Source organism: Lysinibacillus sp. RS10 (assembly GCF_041956855.1).
GTDB classification, from domain to species: Bacteria; Bacillota; Bacilli; order Bacillales_A; family Planococcaceae; genus Lysinibacillus; species Lysinibacillus xylanilyticus_A.
The window spans coordinates 547882-567017 of the sequence record NZ_CP167122.1 but is presented as its reverse complement, the minus strand read 5'-3'; the positions used below and the strand labels follow the sequence as shown (position 1 = coordinate 567017).

Below are 19136 nucleotides of genomic sequence, written 5' to 3'. Positions count from 1 at the left end.
GGATTTAAAAGATTTTTATACTTTAAGTTTTTAACTTTAATTAAAAGAACTTTGAAACGTAAACTTTGGTCTTTCAACTTTTATCTTTGAGCTTTCAACTTAGTTTGTTTAAAGCATCAATTGTTGTAAGGCATGTTTAAGGTTTTAACTCGCACACATGCCTTGAAGCGCGAGCGACTTTTCGTTTTCCGTTTTCGCTAGGCCATGCATATTTAGTTACGCTTGCACTTCAATAAATGTCGTTGCGTTTGATTCCGATAATACCGCGTCGACCTCTGATTCAAATTCTTCAATTCGATTATTTAACGCTTCAATTTTCTTTTTAACATTCATCGGATCAATTAACTCGTACTCGTTTCTTTTCATAAATGTCTCCGTATGTAATTTTACTTCTTCTGGAGATTGTTTTTCTTTATTTCCTAATATATTCACTAAATACGTTTCTAGCTTTGCTGGCAACGCATCATTTTCTTTAGCAACCATATTTACCGCTGAACGATATTGCTGTTGCATGACTTCTAACAGTTTCTTTTCATATTGAATGGACTGTTTGCGTTCAATTGCTTCTGCTACAGTCATTTCTTCTTTTCCTACAATTACTTTTGTTTTAGCATTGGACTCTACAACTAGTGCCTTAATTCGGTTGCGGTAGTCAATTAAGCTAACTACTTTATCGTATGAAGCTTGCATTTGCTTTTCATATTCTTGCATTTCTACACCATTAATTTTGCTATTACTTTTACGATTGGCTAACACTGCACTCACTTCATTCGTTGCTGCTTCAATGCGGTGGTTTAGCATCTTTAACTCTGTTAATGCACGGTGGATCGATATTTTTTTATAGTCAGTCATAATTTAATCTCCTTAAAATAATTAGTAATCTAAGCGAGTGTTCTTCTATTATATAGAGATAGAAATCCAAAGTCCAAATATTACCTATCTACTAATTTTATTTGATTTTATGAAAGCTTGTCTGTATAATATGATTCTAGGTGCCAAACCTATGTGACATGGACGGAACATCCTTGTCACGCAAAAAACGCCATAACAGCACGGATTTGCTGGGCGTTTTTTGTTTTATGAGCGGGAGATGAGCCCCGCTCTTTTTATTTTCTCTAAAAACAGTCTCCGAGCTGAGTAATTCTTCTGATTCCCCGAGCGTCTTTAAGGATAATTTCCAAAAGACAATACCCCTTACACCGACACTGGTTGCTTATTTTTATTTCGTCCAAATACTAGTAAAACAATGGCTACAGCTAGCAAAAGCATTGCTACCAGTAAAAGAAGGCTATAATTTTTTACATATTCTAAATAAATGCCACCTAAAAATGGCCCTGTTAAGCTACCAATACTTAGTGCAATGCCGCAAAGGAGATTTCCGGTAGGCAGTAGTTCCTTTGGTGTTAATTCAGCCATATAGGTAATCCCTAATGAAAACATTGAACCGACTAGTGTTCCTGTAAAGAAAAATGCGATGGCTACTGCAATTTGTGAATGCTCTAAAAAACTGGCAATGCCAAAAATAACAGCTCCTCCAAACGAGCCGATCATTAAGACATTACGTCGTCCTACTTTATCCCCTATGGCTCCAAGTGGCACTTGTGTTAAAATCCCACCAAATGTAAAGACTGATAAAATAATAGGAATCATATTTACATCGAAATCTTTACGTAAAGCATAAACTGGGAACAGCGCATTTAAAGAAGATTCTAAAAACCCATAAACAAATGGCCCTAAAAATGCAATCCACCCAAATACAATGGCCATTTTATAGCGCTGCCAGCCTCTTGCATGTAAGTCTCCCGTTAAACGCTCTGGCTTTTCATTTTGTAAGAGGAATACAAAAGACCACGCGAATAAGCACATAATTGAGGACACAATAAACGGTAATGCCTCTGAAATTTGTATTAGTTTTACCATTAATGGACCAACTGCAAAGCCCGTGCTAAAGGATAAGCCGTAAATCGCCATCCCCTTCCCTAAGCTTTTATAATCTGAGGTGCTTGTAATCCACGTCTGTGTTGCAAAGTGTAATGCATGATCCCCTACCCCAATAAGTAAGCGAAGGATAAACCAAAAAGTTACACTCTTCCATAAAGGAAATGCTAATAGTGAAGCGAAGACAAGTGCACCACCAATTAAAATAATCGGTTTATAGCCCCATTTTCTTAATGGTTGCTCGATAAACGGTGAGATTAATAAAGTTCCTATGTATAAACCTGTTGCATTCAATCCATTCAACGCGGAGGATACTCCATCACGTTCGAAAATAATTGAAATCAGTGGTAAAAGCATCCCTTGTGAAAAGCCTGATATAGATACAATTAACACTAAAATGGCAAATCTTTTTTTGCTGTAATCTGAGAAGTATGTCATTTTTCCCTCCAACATCAAGTCTTTTTCCAAATAACAGCATATCAAAAAGCCTTAGCGCTCACCACATGTGATTTTACGCTAAGGCCTAACTAACACTTATCTCCATTTAATTGTATAAACACGAATTTCGGCTTTTACATTGGCCGAGTACTTGTTTAAACTCCCTCCTTTTCGAGTTAGAGTTTTTAGGACTTTTAAAATCAGCTCCTTTACTTTTTCTTAATATTAATTTAACACACAGAATCAATATTGTAAATATTCTGTCTATTATTTTTTTAAAATAATCGCATAGTCCTAGGTGTTTACCTAAGCATTGAAATTTAGTCCCAAATCAGCTACTATGGAGGGGACGAAATGAGGTGTATGTATGTCAAATCCAATCAATGATAAAAAGCAGCAAGTGAATTACTTAAGAGAACGTCTTGAAATATTTTTAGAAGTTTTAGATGCGATTGATCCTGAAACAACTGAATTAGAGGATATTGATCGTTTAATTCAAATGATGGATGATTTAGAAGACAAAATGGAGCAATTTAACGCTCGTGAAAAATAACTGATAAAAGCAAGTGGAGAGCTTTTCCACTTGCTTTTATCTTCTGTTATTTAATAGCAATCCCAATTATAAAGAACTTTACTAAAATCTTTACGTTTCAGCTCATCCTCTGTAATGAAAAAGTTGCCGACCCCAACATCCCCCCATAGAATATGATCGCCTACACTGTCAATCTGAAGCAACAAGACTGTTGAATCTGTATAGTCCCCATAAGCTCGTGGATCATCCTGAGTAAAAAATGGATATCCCCCGATTTTATGACCTGTACTATTTAATGTTTCATAAAATGAGTCTACTAAATTATCATTGTCTTCTATATTAGCAAGAATCTTCGCATAGGGTTTTTCACTTCTAAAGTCATTTGCTGATAATGGTTCATAGCTTTTTTCAAAAGATAATGCCATTTCTTTTTCCACTGGAAAGTAAAATTCTTCTTCTTTCGCTTCAACAAATGAGAAGTCTTGTACTAACTGCGACTCATCACTGACAATATGCTCGTGGAAAATGACGCGGAAGCCTTCCTGATTTTGACCATCATCAAAGTCCATCCCAAGCACATCATCGTAGCCATCAATATAAAACTGTAAGATTCCCTCTTCAGGGAAATGCGGTAAATGCTTAGGTACATCTGCAAAATTAATTTGTGCTAGTAATTTTAATGGTTGCCCTTCAGGACTTTTCGGATATTCCATTGACAACGGAAAATACGGATCGCCTGCAAACTTACTTTCAAATAAAGATGTTTTTCGTTCTTCCGTTTCAATAAATACGGTTGGCTGAATCGTTTCCTCTATTACTGTCCTATATTGTTCAAATGCTTCAGGTAAATTAAGTAGCTTCATGGTATAACCTCCTAAAGTAGACTTAGCACCATTATAGAACAAACGTTCCTTTTTAACAATCTTTATTTTGATGAAATTATCGCTTTTGTATAAAGAAGGAAACCTTCGTTCATCGGTAGAAATAGTCAACTAAGTGCTAAAATAAAATGACCGCTCTGGACATTTGATCAGCTTCGCTCCAAAAGCAATCAGCCCCGCCCTAAAAGAGATCACCTTCTCGGAAAATGCCTTCGTTTCCTACTATTACTTTTCTTAAGATATTGTTTATTCCCCTGCTTCAATTATCTTAATAATAGCTTAACGATAGATAAAACTTTATTAACATAATTTCACATTAAAATTACCTCTTTTTGAGAATAGACCTTTAATTCCGACCACAATGAGTTGTACTCTTTTTTTCATTAGTTGAAAAGAGTATAATGTAACGTGGAAATAATCAAATTTTCTATGGGGGGCAATACCAAATGAATTTACAAATTTTGGAGAAAAGTCTTTACAATTTAATTACAGAAACATCTACAAATTTACCTAAAGACGTACGTCGTGCAATTAAGAAAGCTAAAGATGCTGAAAATGCTGGTACTCGTGCAGCAATGAGCTTAGACACAATCTCAAACAATATTATTATGGCAGAAGAAAATGTATCGCCAATCTGTCAAGATACGGGTCTACCAACATTCAAAATTTATACTCCTGTTGGTGTAAACCAATTAGAAATTAAAGAAGCTATTAAAAAAGCTATTAACGATACATCTGCTGATGCAAAATTACGTCCAAATGCTGTTGATTCGTTAACTGGCGAAAACAGCGGAAATAACATTGGTGAAGGTCTACCTGTTATGAAATTCGAGCAATGGGAAAAAGACTACATCACAATTAAGTTAATCCTTAAAGGTGGCGGCTGTGAAAACAAAAACATTCAATACAGCCTACCATGTGAACTTGAAGGTCTTGGCCGCGCTGGTCGTGACTTAGATGGTATCCGTAAATGTATCATTCACTCAGTATACCAAGCTCAAGGTCAAGGCTGTTCAGCTGGCTTTATCGGTGTAGGTATCGGTGGTGACCGCTCTTCTGGTTACGACTTAGCGAAAGAGCAGTTATTCCGTCATGTGGAAGATACAAATCCAAATGCTGATCTTGCTAAATTAGAAGAATATGTAGTGAAAACTGCAAACACATTTGGTATCGGTACAATGGGCTTCGGTGGTGAAGCAACATTACTTGGCTGTAAAATTGGTGTGATGCACCGTATCCCTGCATCATTCTACGTATCAGTTGCTTATAACTGCTGGGCATACCGTCGTATGGCTGTGGACATCGATCCTCAAACTGGCGAAATTATTAAATGGCACTACCAAGAAGGCGAAAAAATTACATTTAAAGAAGATGAAGTTGCAGCAACAACAGAAGATACTTCTACAAATACAGTAGAACTTACTGCACCAATTACTGAGGAGCAAATTCGTGCTCTAAAAGTTGGTGACGTTGTATCTATTACTGGTCGTATGTATACTGGTCGTGACGCAATTCACCATCACTTAATGAGTCACGATGCTCCAGTTGATCTTAATGGACAAGTTATTTATCACTGTGGCCCTGTAATGGCAAAAGATGAAGAAGGCAACTGGACAGTTAAAGCAGCTGGTCCAACTACTTCTATTCGTGAGGAGCCATATCAAGGTGACATCATGAAAAAATTTGGTATCCGTGCTGTAATCGGTAAAGGTGGTATGGGACCAAAAACACTTGCTGCATTAGAAGAGCATGGCGGCGTTTACTTAAATGCAATCGGCGGTGCTGCTCAATACTACGCAGACTGCATTAAAGGTGTAGATGGCGTTGATCTAATGGAATTCGGTGTTCCAGAAGCGATGTGGCACTTAAACGTTGAGAAGTTCACAGCTGTTGTAACAATGGACTCTCACGGTAACTCTCTACATGCAGACGTAGATAAATCATCACTAGAAAAACTTGCGCTACACGCAGAAAGAGTTTTCTAATAAAGATAAAATTTCTTTTACTTTGAATAGCAGTAATGATTATTTTAGCTGTGGCGGCAGCTACACTACAAAAAGAGTTTAAAATTAAATATGCAGTAATTCCTAAAGTAGGGTAATTCACTGCACAAATTCGAAAGGCACAGAATATTCCTAATGAATAATCTGTGCTTTTCTTATGTTCAAAATTATTTCAAAAACCTTATAATCACCTCAATCTCAATCTAGGACTGCTTTTATCCACCTCCATAAAAAATCCTCTTCAAATTTTTTACTTTCTTTTCCCAAATACCTTTGTTATAATAATTCTAAATAAGAAATGAATTAACTGAAAGCTATTTTCAATTAATCAACATTCAAAAACATTATTTTATAAAGGTTTTGATATTGATTTTCATTATCAGGAGGGATAAAGTTGGAACACACTAATCGAGAAAATTATAATATAATTGAGAAAATGAAAGAACATGCAGAATTAATTGCTGCCCTTTTAGCAGGTTTGTTCATTTTTCTTGCATGGCGTTTAGATACTAACGAGCAAACTACAGCTTCTGTTCTTTTATATATTGTTGCATTTTGCGTTGGTGGATTTGCTAAAGCTAAAGAAGGTATTGAAGAAACCATTGAAGATAGGAAACTCAATGTCGAACTACTGATGGTATTAGCCGCAATCGGTTCGGCAGCAATTGGTTATTGGACGGAGGGTGCTATTCTTATTTTCATTTTTGCTGTAAGTGGCGCTCTCGAAACATATGCAATGAATAAAAGTCATCGTGAAATTTCCGCACTCATGAATTTACAACCTGAAGAGGCTTGGCTTGTTCGTGGTGACTTTGAACCAATGAAAGTTTCTGTCTCTACATTGCAAATTGGAGATCACCTGCTCATAAAACCCGGTGAACGAGTACCGGCAGACGGAGTAATTTTTAAAGGGCAATCTTCTATTGACGAATCGGCCATTAGTGGTGAGCCATTGCCAGTTGCAAAACGTGAAGGCGATGAAGTATTTGCGGGTACTGTTAACTTAAATGGTGCCATTACAATGGAAATGACAAAACCAAATTCCGAAACACTATTCCAAAAAATTATTACACTTGTCCAAAATGCACAAAGTGAAAAATCACCTTCTCAACAGTTCATAGAAAAATTCGAAGGTACGTATGTAAAAATTGTGCTACTTACTGTTGCTCTAATGATGTTCCTACCACATTTTTTACTTGGTTGGGACTGGACAACAACATTCTACCGTGCAATGGTACTTTTAGTTGTCGCATCTCCTTGTGCCCTTGTAGCAGCCATTATGCCCGCTACTTTAGCAGCAATTTCAAACGGTGCAAAAAACGGTGTGCTATTTAAAGGCGGTTTACATTTAGAGCATCTAAGTGTATTGCGTGCTCTAGCTGTCGATAAAACAGGTACATTAACACAAGGAAAACCAGTTGTGACTGATTTTATTGTTCGTGAAGGAATAGAACGAGAAATGGCGCTGGCTACCCTAGTTGGGATTGAATCGCAATCGAATCATCCACTTGCACAAGCCATTACTTCATATGCAAAGGCTGAAGGTCTTACAAAGTTTCCACAGGCCACTATTGAAGATATCCCAGGTTGGGGCATCAAAGGGTATGTTGATCATATAGAATATCAAGTTGGGAAACCTGATTTTGTAGGCGCAGAGGAAGCTGAGAATTTTGCAGATGGCGTAGCAACAAAACTTGCTGCAGAAGGCAAAACAGTTATTTTTATTCGTGACAAAAACGGCATTGTCGCATTAACAGCTTTAAAGGATACCGTTCGTAATGAAGCGAAAAAAGCAGTAGCCTTACTAAAAGAGCTAGGCATTAATGTCGTCATGCTGACAGGTGACAACGAGAAAACAGCGAAGGTTATTGCCAAAGAAGCAGGCGTGACGGAATACGTTGCCGAATGTCTCCCTGAAACAAAGGTGACGGAGATGAAACGTCTACTTTCTCAACATAAATATGTAGGGATGGTCGGAGATGGCATTAATGATGCACCTGCATTAGCAACAGCAACTACTGGGATTGCTATGGGAGAAGGTACCGACGTTGCACTAGAAACAGCAGATGTTGTTTTAATGAAAAATGACTTATCAAAAATTGCCTATGCAGTACGTTTATCACGTAAAATGCAGCGGATCGTTAAACAAAACATCATCTTCTCTATCGGGATTATTGTATTACTAATAGCCTCAAATTTTTTACAAATCGTCGACTTACCTCTAGGTGTAATTGGACACGAAGGAAGTACCATTTTAGTTATTTTAAATGGCTTACGTATGCTCAATAAAAACGTTTAACCTCCCCACTAATTATTAGCCTTACCAATCGGGCTGGCTTTTACGGGCAGTTTTTCCCCACCTTTACGCTTCACGCTTCACTTTATTACTGCCCGTTAATGCGGGATAAAGTGAAACTTAATCAGTGGGGGTTCTCTTCAATCCCCACTGATTTTTAGCCTTCACCAATCGGGCTTTTACGGGCAGTTTTCCCCACCTTTACGCTTCCCTTTATTACTGCCCGTTAAAGCGGGGTAAAACAAACAGCCTCGTATCACAAAACGTGATATCGAGGCTGTTCTTTTCGAGATTGCTAATTGTTTGTTAAAGTCTCATGCTTAACAAATTCTTTTTGCAATGCTTTTTTCTGCATGGTCGCATTTAAAATGCCACCGAAAATTAAAATAATCCCCGTGAAATATAGCCAAAGCATTAAAATAATAACCCCACCAATACTGCCATATGTAGCGGAATAATTTGCAAAATTACTAATATAAAAGGAAAAAACATATGTTACCGCCAGCCAGGCAAGAGTTGAAAACAATGCTCCCGGCCAAACACCTATTAACTTCAAACGAGGACTTGTATTCGGAACAACCCAATAGATTCCCATTAATACTATAAAAATAAGTAGTAGTGGCATCGACCAGCGTAATCTTTCCCAGATAATTTCAAACTGTTCTTCAATACCAACAATAGAAAATAAGAAATGCCCAATTTGTTGCCCAAAAACCGGTAAAAGTAGCGCGACAGCAATAACAATGACAAATGCTATAGTGAACACAAGGGACAACCCTCGATCTATGATACTCCCCCTAGTCTCTGTATCGTAGGCCTTGTTCAAGGCTCTAATCAACGCATTAACTCCTTTGGAAGCAGACCATATTGTTCCAAGCACCCCGATGGATAATAAACTACTATTACGGATTGTTAAAATTTCATTTAATGTATCTTCAATAAGCCTATATACCTCATCTGGCATAACATTCACCAGAAATGCATACACTTGCGTCGTATCGAAATTCAAATATGGTAATAATGTGACTAGAACAATTAGTAGCGGGAAAAAAGATAGTAAAAAGAAATAAGCCAACTGCGCGGCAAGAGCTGATACTTCCACTCGCTGTAAGCGTAGTATCAAATCTTGCATAAAGCCCTTTGATGTCATTACATCTACAGTGTCTTCGTCTGGTGAGACAAATGATTTCACCACACCGACCGCTGTATGTATAGATGCTTTTTTCTTTTCCAAACAAATTCCCTCCTATACGACAACTATTCTTTATCAGGTAAAGAAAAGGCTGATTTCGTTTCATTAATCATGCCTTCGATTGTAGAAGGTAATTCTTTAAATTCATCAACTTTTTCAACGATTGTGTTGACATTTTCTGATACACTTTCACATAGCACTTTAGCGGCCAATACTTTTTCCTCCACTAGTACCTGTAACTCTTCTCGATTGGCTGCATAGTACGAGATTGACTCTTTCACTTTTTTCGTTGTAGCGATAGTTTTTTCACGCGTTGCACGGTCAAACATACTTAATGCAGCACCAACTGCGGCACCTACTACGATAGATGCTAATAATTTACTTCGTCCCATATTAAATACCTCCTGCCTGGTAAATGTATATTCCTTTAAAATGACTAAACTACTTACTGCCCTTATTCTACCCAATAACAGTCTATTTTTAAAGCAATGCCCAAATTCAGTGTTGACATTTTTTTTATTCAATGAAATGATATTTCCGAGGATTACGAAAGGTAGGTTTAAACAAATGGATTTATCAGTACCGTCAAAAGAAAACGTTATTTATATGGTCGATCAAATGAAAGACAAACTTCGCATGGTTAATGTTGATGCAATGAAATCAGAAAATTTCGATGAAGCTAACTACGAAGACCTAGTCTATTTATACGAAATGGTCATGAAGCGCAACACATTTAGTCCAAGTGAGATGCAAGCCATTGTTGCTGAATTAGGCTCATTACGTAAATAAGAAAGCTTCCCTATCCAAATAAAGCTAACAAAGATAAAAAGCTATTAGCATAAGTTGCTAATAGCTTTTTGGTTTTAAAGACCTTATTGCTTAACGTTTCAACTTATTCAGCTTTTTTTGCGGCAGAGCCGTCCTCTTCTACAAGAGGTTGAATTAACACTTCTACACGTCGATTTTTCGCACGACCCTCAGGAGTATCATTCGGAGCAATAGCTTTGTTTTCGCCATAACCTTTAGCACTAATGTTCTCAGACTTTAATTGAGAATTACTATTCAAAAGAACCAGATAGAATTTTGAAGCACGCATTACTGATAACTCCATATTTGATGAGAAATTAGGTCCTGCTGGAACATTATCTGTATGCCCCGTGATGACAATGCTACGTGGTGGATTAGATACTAATACATCCGCAAGTTCCTCCACAACTGGAATATATTCTGGTTTAACATCTGCTTTCCCTGGATCAAACAGAATACTATCACGAATTGTTACAAGTAAACCTTCATCAGTCATCTCTGTTGCAAATTGACCTTCCATCTCGTTAACAGCGATGAAATTATCAACACTATCTTTAATTTCAGCTAACTCCTTCTGATCCTTTAAATATGCAGAATTTTGTTGTGGTTGTTGGTCACTTTCTGCATTCGGACTTTGTATCGGTGCAGGTTGCTCTAAAAAGCCTGTGCCACCATCAAATACCTGAGTAAACACTGCTGACATTTTATCTAGCTTCTCTTGGTCTACTGAACTGGATGCGAACAGTACAATAAATAATGCTAATAACAGCGTCAAAATATCAGCGTACGGCACTAACCAAGACTCATCAACGTGTTCCTCATGCTTTTTTTTCTTAGCTTTCTTTGCCAAGGCCGCCCGCCCCGCTTTCATCCGAAATTTGACGACGTTCTTCCATTGTTAAATAAGAAGATAATTTTTGTTCGATAACACGTGGTGCCTCCCCTTCTAATACGGAAAGGATACCTTCAATCATCAAACGTTTTTGTTTTACTTCTAAAGCAGATTTACGTTTTAATTTATTGGCAAATGGATGCCATAATACGTAACCTGTAAAAATCCCTAATAATGTAGCCATGAAGGCAGCTGAAATGGCATGCCCTAATTTATCGATATCATTCATATCTGATAATGCGGCAATTAAACCTACTACCGCACCAAGTACCCCTAATGTCGGAGCATATGTACCAGCTTGTGTGAAGATTAGCGCACCACTTGCATGGCGTTCTTCCATTGCTTCTACTTCTTCTGTTAAGACATCACGAATATAGTCCGCATTTTGTCCATCAATTGCTAATGTAAGTCCATTTTTTAAAAATGGGTCTTCAATCTCTGAAGCTTTACTCTCAAGCGCTAAGAGACCTTCACGGCGAGCCAAATCTGCCCATTGTGAAAACATCTTAATAATCTCAATATCATCTGCTAATTTTGTTTCTTTAAAAATATTTTTAAATAGCTTTGGTACTCGCTTTAACTCCTTCATTGGGAAGGCAATTGTTACTGCTGAAATAGTACCGAAAATGATAATTAGAATGGCTGCTGGGTTATAAAACGCACTTAAATTTACACCCTTTAGTACCATCCCTGTTAACAGCGCAATAAACGCTAAAATTAACCCTACTACCGACGATAAATCCATTTTTAAACCTCCAAATCTCCTATTAAACTTTATTTCGTCTATTTTTCCAAATGTTTAACATAGTATAAATGTATTTCACAAATTTTTCGATGTAATAATTACTTTTTATTCATTTTTCGACCATATTTGATTATATTGAATTAAGAATAGTACATAAAATTGTCTTTAAATGAAAAAAGTTAAGAGTTTGTTATTATCATTCGACACAAAATTACTAAAACATAACAAACTAGCTGATGAAAGTAGGAGTAAATAAAAAAAAATCAGTACCTCTATATAAGCTGTTCGATCGATAATATCAATACCTCGGCATAATTGCATCCGGAATCGGAGAAGGCTTTAGGCCAACAGATGTTTTTTGCGCGAAAGCGAAGCGGCAGCAGCACGATGTTTTTTGTGCGAATGCGAAGCGGCAGCGAAGGGAGCTACTGACAAATGGACTTTATCAAAGCTTGACATGTAAATTTTATGATTGGTTCTAAGCAACTGAATATAGACGGTATTACTACAGACGGGCAAATAGACTCATTTACCGCGATGGTAACTAGATCATTTAAGCAATTTGTTCCTTCTATATTATTCTAGACTAGGTATGTTGTGAATGTCATAAATTATCCTTACATTTTCCTATTAACCTATTGTATAATTACTATAAGATAATATTGTAGATTATTTTAGTAGAGAGGAGCTTTTATTATGTTCATTACGACTGTATTAGGTTTTTCAGTAGTTTTACTAATTTCTCTAGGATTCTTCATCCACTACTTACAAGTCGGTTTAGATACTAAATCTTCAGTAACTGTAGATCCAATGCCAAAAGAAAAATATTAATTTCATTAAAAAAACAGCTACTAGAAAACATAGCTGTTTTTTTCTTTATTCAATAGAAGAATACCACCCTAAAAGATTGCGTGATGAATGTGGATGTGGTCCCTTTTCAACAGGTTTTCAAACACCTACTGGAATAGAGGAACTCAGCCTAAGAACACCACATCCTGTTTTGAGCGGGGGAATTACTCCCATGTGAAATTTGATTTTTTCAATTATTTCGATTCGCTAAATACATTACTTAATTTCTTTTTTTTTCATAAAATTGCGTGAATATTGTCATTATTATTTGCATATTTAAAGATTTGCTCTACAATATTTTTGTAGGGAAGGGAGCAATCTTTCATGTCAATGTTACAAGATATTCTAAAGTTTAATGTAGATTTCGTTCAAGAAAAAAAATATGAGCCTTTTATTACAACAAAGTTTCCTGATAAACGCATCGTTGTGTTATCTTGTATGGATACTCGTCTTGTAGAGCTGTTACCTAAAGCTATGAATTTACGTAATGGCGACGTAAAAATCGTTAAAAGTGCCGGCGCATTAGTTAGTCACCCTTTTGGTGCAATAATGCGTAGTTTACTTGTAGCTGTTTATGAACTACAAGCAGATGAGGTTTATGTTGTTGGCCATTACGACTGCGGTATGAGTGCAGTTGACCCAGAAGCAATGCTAAGTAAAATGGTTGCTAGAGGGATTAACCCTGAAACCATAAAAATGATGGAATATTCAGGTCTTGATTTAAAAGAATTTTTACGTGGCTTTGGCGACGTAGCCACAAGTGTAAAGAAAAGTGTCGATACAATTCGAAATCACCCGTTAATGGTTAAAGACGTACCTGTTCATGGCTTAGTAATTGACCCAAATACAGGTCGACTTGATTTACTCGAAGACGGTAATAAACAATAGTTAGAAAAAGAATCGTCTATCTGTCATTGTTCGAAAGATAGACGATTCTTTTTTAATCCTCTAAACGTGCATACATATAATGATCCACCCATTGACCATTAATGTACAGAAGCTTTCTTAAAAGACCTTCACGCTGAAATCCAGACTTTTCTAAGACGCGGATAGAAGCATTATTTTGTGTTGAGACATAAGCCTCTACACGATGTAAGCCTACTTGTTCAAAAGCAAATTGCACGACCATATTAACTGCTTCTGTCACAATCCCTTTCCCTACATAAATTTCATCCATCGCATAACCAACAAATGCACTTGAGTATGGTAAACGTTTGACGGCATAAAGAGCAATATGTCCTATTAAATTATTTGTACCCGGCTCAAAAATACCGAAAGTATATTCCCGCTTTGAGTCCATTAGGTATAAGCTTTCTTGAATTTTTTTATATTGAGCATCAATTGTATAATAATCAGGTCGCTGTAAAGGCTCGTATGTAGACCAAAAGTATTTATTACGGCTTACGAGACCAGTTAAACTTTGTGCATCTTTTTCTTGAAATGTGCGAATGTAGCATTTGCCCCCTTGAATTGATACCACATTTTCACCCTTTTTCCTCAATAATCTCCAAATCTTAAGCACCATTTCTCCACACTAACCTTCCGCAAATTGTCATTACATTTTAATGCTTGAATTCATTTTTTTAAGTTTTACTTTAATTGTATGTAAAAAAAGATACTGCTACAACTAAAACATCTCGTCTTGTTGTTACAGCATCCATATCATTATTTAATTTTTTGTTTTTGTTTTCTTAGGTTTCTCTTCTAGCAATTCAAGACTAGAAGATTCAGCATCTTCTAAATGCGTTTTGTCTAAGACATTTGTTAAATGAAGGCCGCGTTTTTTTGCCTCACGTTCGATATGTGCAATTGTTTCTTGCAGCACTTGTACACGCGCATATTTTTTATCGTTACCTGGCACTAGAATCCAAGGAGCATTTTTCTTATCTGTCTTCTCAAACATTTCATTTGCAGCATCCATATACTGAGGTGTTTTTTCACGATTACGCCAGTCTTCATCCGTTAGCTTCCAAGACTTATATGGATCCTTCTCACGTTCTTTAAAACGTTTAAGCTGCTCCTCATCAGATACATGAAGCCAAAACTTAATGATAATATAATCCCCTGCTGTTAAAATCTTCTCAAAATTATTAATTTCTTCGTATGAACGAGACCACTCTTCTTTAGTTGCAAATCCTTCAATACGCTCAACTAATACACGACCATACCAAGAACGATCGAAAATAGCTACTTGCCCATGTTGTGGAAGTTTTCTCCAAAAGCGTTGTAAATAATTGTAGCGCAGTTCATGAGGCTGAGGTGCTGAAATTGGATGTACGACATAACCACGTGGATCAGCACGCTCAATTAGACGTTTAATAGCGCCACCTTTTCCAGCAGCATCCATACCTTCAAACACTAAAATTAATCCAATTTTATTGTTTAATAAAAACTGTTGAGCATTTAACATTTCATATTGGAGTACTTTTAATTTCTTTTTATACATTTTTTTATCTAGTTCAATTGATAGATCTAGATTATTTAAATTTTGGGTCATTAAAACTTCACTCCTTACAGTTGAATACCCTTATTGTACTAAAGAAATATATGCATGCCTATGCAAATGGTAAATTGTAGATGATTTTAACTTATTTCAGCGAGTGTACAAACATCCGCTGAAATAGAAGAACTCAGTCTAAGAACGCCACGTCCTGTGGCAACGACTGAGTGACCAACATCATGTTGGCCCAAAGCCCCCGGCAGATGTCACGGAATCGGAAAGGAATTCTTAGGGGATGTTAGCCTAAAATCATCGCATCCATGCGATAACGGCTAACTGACCTGCATCGGTGCTGTGTTGCCGCTGCCGCTTCGCTTTCGCACAGACAAAGACACGTTGCTGTCGCTTCGCTTTCGCGCAAAAAACATCTGTTGCTGCCGCTACGTTAGCACTACGCTTTCGCACAAAAATCATCTGTTGCTGCCGCTACGTTAGCACTTCGCTTTCGCACAAAAATCATCTGTTGCTGCCGCTACGTTAGCACTTCGCTTTCGCACAAAAAACATCTGTTGCTGCCGCTACGTTAGCACTTTGCTTTCGCACAAAAAACATCTGCAGGCCTAAGCACAAAGCCGATTCCGGACGCAATTATGCCGAGGCAAAATTGATCGAAATAACACGATACATTGTTGGAATTTTCCGTTATAATGAAATTATTATCTCACAGTCCTATACTTATTTGTCTTTTCCCTATACAATTTAACACGAAGGGAGAGGAAAACATGCCTCGATTTATTTTGATGACAGTAACTTTTATTGTCTCACTTATCCTAACCTTTACATCCTATTTCATGAAAATAAACGGTCAATCTTCGTTAGAAATCTCAAATCGTTTTCCTGTAATATTTGCACCTTTTAATGCTAGTTATGTGATTTGGATTGTGATTTACATGTTACTTGGTTATTGGTTAGTCATGAATATTAAAAAGACAACTATTAAACAGACTGTTCTCTTTAGTAGCATATGTATCATGCAGGCGTTAACAATTGTTGTTTGGCATCACGAACTATTTATCGTGACAATCGCTAGTATGTTTATTTTAGTACTGTATTTATTTTTGTTGTACAATACGTATCCTCTCAGCGATAACTCACCTTCAGGTCGTATACCCTTCTCGATTTACTTGGCATGGGTTACATTTATACTAATGACTAACGTAAGCTTTACGCTAACATCTTATCAATGGAACGGTTTTGGCCTTAGTAATCCACTTTGGGCAGTTATTTTACTGACAATCGGAGTCGCAATAGCGCTACATATTCGATTCCACCATTTTGATATTATGTATCCAAGTGTATTTATCTGGTCCTATGTTGGAGTCGCATTACATAATGGTTTGGATGAGCTACTTGTGACAACGGCAGCCTTATTTTTATGTGGCGTGCTACTTGTCGGTATATTATTTATTAAAAAAAATCCTGCCTACCAAAAATAAATTGGTTTGCAGGATTTTTAGTCTTTACATAACTAAGTATATTATTCTTCATCTAATGTTGTTAAGATGATTGGTTTATCCTTTGTAACGATAATGGAATGCTCAATTTGGGCAACTAATGATTTGTCTGGCGTAACGAATGTCCAGCCATCACCAGCTTCGACAATATGCTCCGCTTTAGCTGAGATGAAGGGCTCGACTGCAAGCACCATACCCTCTTTCATAATTGTAGAATCCCATGCATCATAATAGTTTAAAATATGATTTGGCTCATCGTGTAACGAACGACCTAAACCGTGACCTGTTAGGTTCATAATCACTGTTAAATCATTGGCATATGCTTCACGTTCAACAGCTTTTCCGATTTGGTTTAGTTTTGAACCAGCTTTTACTTTTGTCATTGCACGATCAAAAGCACTTTTAGCTACACGACACAGTTTTTCTTTATCTTCACAGCCTTCACCAACTACAAATGAAATGCCCGTATCTGCAAAGTAGCCATTTAATGAACCAGATACATCAATGTTTACGATATCTCCCTCTTCAATCACACGTTTACCTGGAATACCATGTGCTACTTCCTCATTCACACTAATACATGTGTATCCTGGGAAATCATATTCCCCTTTAGGTCCAGAAATTGCTCCTGCCTCAGCAAACATATGGCCTGCAATTTCATCTAGTTCAAGTGTTGTTACACCTGGTTTTGTAGCTGCCTTCATTGCTTCACGAATTTCAGCACAAATACGGCCGATTTTTTTAAAGGCTTCAATCTCTTCTTGCGTTTTTACGATCATTTTTAACGTCCCTTTCATCTAATATCTATTCATTAATATAACATAACTTTTTATACAAAAAACGCTAAACGCTTTAATTATTATATGCCATCTTAAATTGTAAAGTGCTAAAAAACAGGCTCATCATCTTAACGTGTGGTTGATTTCCGTTCCGACTGGGCGCTTTCCTAGGGGCGTTCAGTCGGAACGAAGATCAACTTATATACATTGTATACTTTTCAACAAATGTCATCCCTAACTGGCAAAAAAAACCCTCCACTCATGTGAAGGGCATAATAATTATGATTTTCGTTGCATTAATTGAGGAGCTGCTGTAAATAACAGGACTCCGACAATTGCTGTTAAAACCGTTGCTGGCAGCATATATGTACCATTATAGATGATTGAATAAATCCATGCATTTTGATCGCCAGCATACTCTGAGAAAAACACAGCGCCAGCAGTTGTATGTGCAGCATAACGTAAAAACCCTGCGAATACAGTTCCTAAAATAATATAAAGCGCCATTTTTGTTTTGTTTAAATTTTTAGCAGCTTCAAGCACTGGTTGGCGAACAACAGCCGCTAAACCAACTACTGTGAAGGCAACACCATAATCGAGTAATCCTTGAAGCCAATGTACAATTGTAGCACCAAACATTGTCTGCATAACACCAATTAGTAAGCCCGTTGTTAGCCCTGGAATAAGGCCCCAACGGAATGCTATTAAAATAATTGGCACCATCACTAGGCTAACAGAGCCACCTTGTGCCCATACTTTAAAGGAAACTTGATCGAGCACAAGGCCAATCGCTGCGAATATCGCAATTTCCACAAGCATTAATAATCGTTTATTGTCCATATTATTCTCTCCTTTGTTCCGATGTAGGATACAAGAGAAGGAATAGAAATGCGCTGATATGTCCCTATCTGACATCAATAGCTTTCATCTTCATTCGGCACGCTTTCGGCTGAATAAAGAAAAACGATGTCAGGACAGAGCCTCACATCGTAAAAGTGTCAGTTTCTATCCACATCCCTACGCAAGCGTTAACTTACAGGTTCAAAGAGTCAAGGCATTACGTGCCCAGTCTCAGCTGACATCATCAGCTCCCCTTGTGGTCGTTACATCTAAATTATTCGAACAACCTCATTGTACGAAAACATGGTGATGATTACAACCTCTTCCAACTTTTTTTTTGAAACTTTGCCGCTTTTCATGCGTAAATATATAAAAAGGAGGTACAACTATGGAGAACCAAAAAACTTTATCTGCCTTTAGTTATCTCAGTATTTTTTTCGCACCTGTTATTGTGCCATTAGTAGTGTACTTTGTTTCAAAAGATGACTCCGTAAAGAAAAACTCTATCCGAGCACTTATATCACATTTAATTCCATTCGTGTTTGGAATTATCTTCTTTGCCGTCTTTGTTTTCTCAACCTTATCATTGAACAATTTTGACTCGAACTCAGACAGCACTACGTTTCTTATCATCTGGTTTGCTTCAATGGCAATTTACTTACTCATCACTCTAGGAATCGTCATTTGGAATATTGTTCAAGCCGTTCGCGTTATTCGATAAGTTTCATTACGGTATTTAACGGGTAGTACTAATAGTCAAAGGAGCTGTTATTTTTATGAAAGTATCTAAAGTTGTTAAAACCGCCGTAAAATTAGCACCTATCGTGATCCCGATTGTAAAAAAAGTAATCGCTACAAAGAAAGCAACGACTAATCACTCCAAAAACATCTATAAATAGGGTTAATAACAAGAATCTGCTTACTTTTTTCAGCAGATTCTTTATTTTTCGCTAATTAACAGTTCGCTATCTTCTATATGGCACTGTAAAA

The 19136-nt window shown here is 36.9% G+C and carries 20 protein-coding genes and 1 riboswitch; of the genes, 8 read left to right on the top strand and 12 right to left on the bottom strand.

Features of this window, described 5'->3' with window-relative positions; genetic code table 11:
- Positions 1-216: 216 nt before the first annotated feature.
- Positions 217-852: a hypothetical protein gene (locus tag ACB089_RS02875; protein ID WP_374965239.1), complete on the bottom strand. Its 636-nt coding sequence runs from the start codon at positions 850-852 to the stop codon at positions 217-219.
- Positions 853-1194: 342 nt separating this feature from the next.
- The gene (locus ACB089_RS02870; RefSeq protein WP_374965238.1) at positions 1195-2376 is read right to left on the bottom strand and encodes an MFS transporter; all 1182 of its coding nucleotides are present in this window, start codon (positions 2374-2376) and stop codon (positions 1195-1197) included.
- Between the two features lie 367 nt (positions 2377-2743).
- On the opposite strand from ACB089_RS02870, the gene ACB089_RS02865 reads away from it, so the two are divergent.
- Positions 2744-2929, top strand: coding sequence for an SE1561 family protein (locus ACB089_RS02865; RefSeq protein WP_068986641.1), 186 nt, complete (start codon positions 2744-2746; stop codon positions 2927-2929).
- 50 nt (positions 2930-2979) lie between these two features.
- Here ACB089_RS02865 and ACB089_RS02860 read toward each other — a convergent pair whose 3' ends face one another.
- On the bottom strand, positions 2980-3771 hold the full coding sequence (locus ACB089_RS02860) for a YwqG family protein (protein WP_374965237.1): 792 nt from the start codon (positions 3769-3771) through the stop codon (positions 2980-2982).
- 464 nt (positions 3772-4235) lie between these two features.
- Here ACB089_RS02860 and ACB089_RS02855 point away from each other — a divergent pair, with 464 nt between their 5' ends.
- Together ACB089_RS02855 and ACB089_RS02850 are read left to right on the top strand one after the other, a co-directional pair.
- Positions 4236-5774 (top strand): fumarate hydratase, encoded by a 1539-nt coding sequence (locus ACB089_RS02855; protein WP_368638254.1) that lies wholly within the window; start codon positions 4236-4238, stop codon positions 5772-5774.
- Positions 5775-6186: 412 nt separating this feature from the next.
- Positions 6187-8091, top strand: a complete 1905-nt coding sequence (locus tag ACB089_RS02850; RefSeq protein ID WP_374965236.1) for a heavy metal translocating P-type ATPase — start codon at positions 6187-6189, stop codon at positions 8089-8091.
- Between the two features lie 292 nt (positions 8092-8383).
- Here the strand turns inward: ACB089_RS02850 and ACB089_RS02845 are convergent, their stop codons facing one another.
- Both ACB089_RS02845 and ACB089_RS02840 read right to left on the bottom strand, forming a co-directional pair.
- Positions 8384-9322 carry a YihY/virulence factor BrkB family protein gene (locus ACB089_RS02845; RefSeq protein ID WP_374965235.1) on the bottom strand — a complete coding sequence of 313 codons (939 nt, stop codon included), beginning with the start codon at positions 9320-9322 and terminating at the stop codon, positions 8384-8386.
- 23 nt (positions 9323-9345) lie between these two features.
- Entirely contained in the window at positions 9346-9672 is a 327-nt protein-coding gene (locus ACB089_RS02840) for a YtxH domain-containing protein (RefSeq protein WP_374965234.1), read from the bottom strand.
- A gap of 175 nt (positions 9673-9847) precedes the next feature.
- Here ACB089_RS02840 and ACB089_RS02835 point away from each other — a divergent pair, with 175 nt between their 5' ends.
- The gene (locus tag ACB089_RS02835; RefSeq protein WP_068986647.1) at positions 9848-10069 is read left to right on the top strand and encodes a DUF1128 domain-containing protein; all 222 of its coding nucleotides are present in this window, start codon (positions 9848-9850) and stop codon (positions 10067-10069) included.
- A gap of 103 nt (positions 10070-10172) precedes the next feature.
- Here the strand turns inward: ACB089_RS02835 and motB are convergent, their stop codons facing one another.
- Positions 10173-10937 carry a flagellar motor protein MotB gene (motB, locus tag ACB089_RS02830; protein ID WP_068986648.1) on the bottom strand — a complete coding sequence of 255 codons (765 nt, stop codon included), beginning with the start codon at positions 10935-10937 and terminating at the stop codon, positions 10173-10175.
- Positions 10921-11724, bottom strand: a complete 804-nt coding sequence (gene motA / locus ACB089_RS02825) for a flagellar motor stator protein MotA (protein WP_068986649.1) — start codon at positions 11722-11724, stop codon at positions 10921-10923. The genes motB and motA overlap by 17 nt, the downstream gene beginning before the upstream one ends.
- A gap of 696 nt (positions 11725-12420) precedes the next feature.
- On the opposite strand from motA, the gene ACB089_RS02820 reads away from it, so the two are divergent.
- Positions 12421-12555, top strand: a complete 135-nt coding sequence (locus tag ACB089_RS02820; protein ID WP_368638259.1) for a hypothetical protein — start codon at positions 12421-12423, stop codon at positions 12553-12555.
- 342 nt (positions 12556-12897) lie between these two features.
- Positions 12898-13461 (top strand): beta-class carbonic anhydrase, encoded by a 564-nt coding sequence (locus ACB089_RS02815; RefSeq protein ID WP_368638260.1) that lies wholly within the window; start codon positions 12898-12900, stop codon positions 13459-13461.
- A 52-nt stretch (positions 13462-13513) separates the two neighbouring features.
- Here the strand turns inward: ACB089_RS02815 and ACB089_RS02810 are convergent, their stop codons facing one another.
- From ACB089_RS02810 to ACB089_RS02800, 3 genes are all read right to left on the bottom strand, one after another.
- Positions 13514-14098 carry a GNAT family N-acetyltransferase gene (locus ACB089_RS02810; RefSeq protein WP_368638261.1) on the bottom strand — a complete coding sequence of 195 codons (585 nt, stop codon included), beginning with the start codon at positions 14096-14098 and terminating at the stop codon, positions 13514-13516.
- A gap of 144 nt (positions 14099-14242) precedes the next feature.
- Entirely contained in the window at positions 14243-15070 is an 828-nt protein-coding gene (locus ACB089_RS02805; protein ID WP_374965233.1) for a polyphosphate kinase 2 family protein, read from the bottom strand.
- Between the two features lie 252 nt (positions 15071-15322).
- Positions 15323-15487: a hypothetical protein gene (locus tag ACB089_RS02800; protein WP_374965232.1), complete on the bottom strand. Its 165-nt coding sequence runs from the start codon at positions 15485-15487 to the stop codon at positions 15323-15325.
- Positions 15488-15795: 308 nt separating this feature from the next.
- Between ACB089_RS02800 and ACB089_RS02795 the strand changes: the two genes are divergently transcribed.
- On the top strand, positions 15796-16509 hold the full coding sequence (locus ACB089_RS02795; RefSeq protein WP_368638263.1) for a hypothetical protein: 714 nt from the start codon (positions 15796-15798) through the stop codon (positions 16507-16509).
- Positions 16510-16550: 41 nt separating this feature from the next.
- On the opposite strand, the gene map is transcribed toward ACB089_RS02795, so the two are convergent.
- Together map and thiT are read right to left on the bottom strand one after the other, a co-directional pair.
- Entirely contained in the window at positions 16551-17306 is a 756-nt protein-coding gene (gene map / locus ACB089_RS02790) for a type I methionyl aminopeptidase (RefSeq protein WP_374965231.1), read from the bottom strand.
- A 279-nt stretch (positions 17307-17585) separates the two neighbouring features.
- A complete protein-coding gene (gene thiT / locus ACB089_RS02785; RefSeq protein ID WP_368638265.1) occupies positions 17586-18146 on the bottom strand; it encodes an energy-coupled thiamine transporter ThiT in 561 nt (186 codons plus the stop codon).
- Between the two features lie 157 nt (positions 18147-18303).
- A riboswitch (TPP riboswitch) is annotated at positions 18304-18411 on the bottom strand.
- A 123-nt stretch (positions 18412-18534) separates the two neighbouring features.
- Here thiT and ACB089_RS02780 point away from each other — a divergent pair.
- On the top strand, positions 18535-18867 hold the full coding sequence (locus ACB089_RS02780) for a DUF4870 domain-containing protein (RefSeq protein WP_374965230.1): 333 nt from the start codon (positions 18535-18537) through the stop codon (positions 18865-18867).
- Positions 18868-19136: the final 269 nt, after the last annotated feature.